The organism is bacterium, assembly GCA_016873475.1.
Taxonomy (GTDB): domain Bacteria; phylum Krumholzibacteriota; class Krumholzibacteriia; order JACNKJ01; family JACNKJ01; genus VGXI01.
The window spans coordinates 1-3249 of record VGXI01000288.1 but is presented as its reverse complement, the minus strand read 5'-3'; the positions used below and the strand labels follow the sequence as shown (position 1 = coordinate 3249).

The 3249-nt window shown below is 75.1% G+C and carries 3 protein-coding genes; 2 read left to right on the top strand and 1 reads right to left on the bottom strand.

From position 1 onward, the window contains the following. A partial coding sequence (locus FJ251_14805) for an Asp-tRNA(Asn)/Glu-tRNA(Gln) amidotransferase subunit GatA (GenBank protein ID MBM4118973.1) occupies positions 1–815 on the top strand: 815 nt, incomplete at its 5' end. Beyond that, positions 812–2263: an Asp-tRNA(Asn)/Glu-tRNA(Gln) amidotransferase subunit GatB gene (gene gatB, locus FJ251_14800; GenBank protein MBM4118972.1), complete on the top strand. Its 1452-nt coding sequence runs from the start codon at positions 812–814 to the stop codon at positions 2261–2263. The genes FJ251_14805 and gatB, both read left to right, overlap by 4 nt. Here gatB and FJ251_14795 read toward each other — a convergent pair. Next, positions 2260–3156, bottom strand: a complete 897-nt coding sequence (locus tag FJ251_14795; GenBank protein ID MBM4118971.1) for an enoyl-CoA hydratase — start codon at positions 3154–3156, stop codon at positions 2260–2262. The genes gatB and FJ251_14795 overlap by 4 nt on opposite strands. Positions 3157–3249: the final 93 nt, after the last annotated feature.

Sequence of the window (3249 nt, the reverse complement as noted above, 5' to 3'; positions counted from 1 at the left end):
CCGCGCTCATCCTCGAGCTGATCATGGGCCACGATCCGCGGGACGCGACGAGCCTGCGCGCCCCGGTGCCGCCCCTGACCCCGGCGCTCGAGCAGGGCGTGGCGGGTCTGCGCATCGGACTGCCGCAGGAGCTGGCGGAACTCGCGCTCGCGCCCGCCGTGCGGGCGGCCTGGCAGGAGGCGGGCGCCGCGCTGGCCGGCGAGGGCGCGCGGCTCGTCCCCGTCGGTTTGCCGCACCTGGAGCGGGCGGTGGCGGCCTACGCGCTGGTCGCCAACGCCGAGGCGAGCAGCAACCTCGCGCGCTTCGACGGCCTGCGCTATGGCCGGCGCGCGGAGGCCTCCGCGCTCGCCGCGCTCACGACGGCGAGCCGCGGCGCCGGCTTCGGCCCCGAGGTCAAGCGCCGCATCCTGCTCGGGACCTTCGCCCTCGCGAGCGGCTACTACGAGGCCTACTACCTGCGCGCGCAGCGCCTGCGCCGGTGCCTCGCCGCCGACTTCGCGGCGGCCTTCGCGGACTGCGACGCCATCCTGCTGCCTACGGCGGCGACCCCGCCCTTCCGCCTCGGCGAGAAGCTCGCCGATCCGCTCGCGATGTACCTGACCGACCTGCTCACCCTGCCCGCGAGCCTGGCCGGCCTGCCGGCGGCCAGCGTGCCGACGGCCGTCGCCGAGGGGCTGCCGCTCGGCATGCAGATCGTCGCGCCGGCACTCGACGAACCCACGCTGCTGCGCGTCGCCGCAGCGCTCGAACGCTGCTTCCCCTTCGCCGAGCGCCGCCGCCGCGCCGTGGCCCGCGCGCTGGGGGAGGCGACATGAGTGGGGCGCCGGGCTGGGAGGCCGTGATCGGCCTGGAGGTGCACGCGCAGCTCAAGACGGCGACGAAGATCTTCTGCGCCTGCGCGGCCGACTTCGGCGGCGCGCCGAACAGCCGCTGCTGCCCCGTCTGCCTCGGCCTGCCCGGCGCGCTGCCCGTACTCAATCGGCGCGCGGTGGAGCTGGCGCTCCGCGCGGCGCTGGCCCTGGACTGCCGCATCGCGCCCGTGAGCCGCTTCGCGCGCAAGCACTACTTCTACCCGGACCTGCCCAAGGGCTACCAGATCTCGCAGTACGAGGAGCCGCTGGCCACGGGGGGGCACTTGGACTTCGCGGTGGCTCGCCAGGCGCAGCGCCTGCGCCTGCGCCGCCTCCACCTCGAGGAGGACGCGGGCAAGAGCCTGCACGGCGCCGGCGGCACGCGCATCGACCTCAACCGCGCAGGGGTGCCTCTGGTGGAGATCGTCAGCGAGCCCGACCTGCGCTCGCCAGCGGCGGCGCACGAGGCGCTGCTGCGGCTGCGGCAGCTGCTCGTCGCGCTCGCGGTCTGCGACGGCAGCATGGAGGAAGGCCGCCTGCGCTGCGACGCCAACATCTCGCTGCGCCGTCCGGGGAGCGCCGCGCTGGGCGTCAAGACCGAGCTGAAGAACCTCAACTCCTTCCGCGGGGTGGAGGCCGCGCTGAAGGCCGAGATCGCGCGGCAGGCCGCCCGGCTCGACGCGGGTGGCAGCGTCGAGCCGCAGACCCTGCTCTGGGATCCGGCGGCGCGGAGCGCGCGCCCCATGCGCGGCAAGGAGGAGACCGAGGACTACCGCTACCTGCCCGAGCCGGACCTACCCCCGCTTGCGGCCGACGCCGCCTGGCTGGCGAGCCTGCGCGAGAGCCTGCCCGAGCTGCCGGCGGCGCGTCGGGCGCGCTTCGTCGAGAGGCTCGGCCTGCCGGACTACGACGCCGAGGTCCTCACCGCGGAGCCGGACATCGCCGACTACTTCGAGCAGCTGGCCACGGCGCTTGGCGAGGCGAAGCTCGCCGCCAACTGGGTCATGGGGGAGGTTCTCCGCCGCGCCGAGCCGGGGCGCAGCCTGGCCCACTTCGCCGTCGCCCCGCCGGCCCTCGCCGATCTGCTCGGCCGGGTGCGCGCCGACGAACTCAGCAACAGCGCGGCGAAGAGCGTCTTCGAGCGCATGGTGACGGAGGGCGGGACGGCAGCGGAGTGGATCGCGCGGCTCGACTTGCGACTCGCCGACGGCAGCGGCCTCGCCGCGCAGGTTGCGGCCCTGATCGCCGCGAGTCCGCGGGAGCTGGCCCGCTACCGCGCGGGGGAGGCGAAGCTCTTCGGCTGGTTCGTGGGCCGGCTGATGGCGGCAACCGGCGGCCGTGCGGACCCCCGCGAACTCAGCCGCCTGCTGCGCGAGTGTCTCGACGCGCCGCCGGCCGGCGATTCCCGCTAGCAGTCCCGCCAGCGCGGCGGCCGCTTCTCGAGAAAGGCCAGCTGGGCCTCCCGGAAGTCCTCGCTCCGCCAGGCGGCGTGCCGCCAAGCGGCGATCTCGGCCAGCAGGGCTGGGGCGAGGGGTTCGGCGCCCTCGAGCAGGCGCAGGCTGCGCCGCGTCCCGCGCAGCGCGGCGGGCGCGGCCTCGAGCAGGCTGGCCATCAGCGCGGCGCTCGTAGCCGCCAGCCGCTCGGGTGCGACGAGGCGGCAGAGGAAGCCTGCGCGCAGCGCGCGGCGGGCGCCAATCGGCTCGCCCGTGAGCAGCAGCTCCCGCGTCAGCGGCGCGCCGAAGGCCGCCTGCAGGCGACGGATTCCCGAGGGACTGTAGATGAGACCCAGGCGCAGCGCCGGCACGGCGAAGCGTGCCTCGGACACGGCGAGCCGCAGATCCGCGCAGCAGAGCAGCTCGACCGCCCCGCCCCAGGCATCGCCCTGGATGGCGGCCACAACCGGTGCCGGATAGTCCCAGAGCGCGGCCAGCGCCCGCTCGAAGAGCGCGGACGCCCGCAGCTCGGGATCGGCGTGGAAGATGGCCTCGGGAATCGCCGCGATCGGGTAGCCCGTGCTGAAGTGGCGGCCCTCGGCGCGCAGGAGGATCGGGGGCGCGCCGCCCCCGGCGAGCGCAGCCAGCGCCGCGAGCAACGCCTCGAGCAGGCTCGGCTCGAGGAGATTGCGCGGCGGGGCGGCGAGCGTGAGGACGGCGTGCCCGGGCTGACGGTCGAGGCGCAAGCTCATGCGGGCGGCATAGCACGGGCGGCCAGCGGCCGGCAAGCGCCGGAGGTACAAAGAAAAAGGTTGTGCCGCGGAAATTGTGTCAATCGGGTTCGCTCGGCTTCGCCCGCCGCCGATGGCCATCGTCTCAGCTGGCGTACCGGAGTCGATGCCCGCGGTTGATGCCCAGGGCCGGCGTCCTCTCGTCGCCTGTGTAGATTCGAACCCAGACCGGCT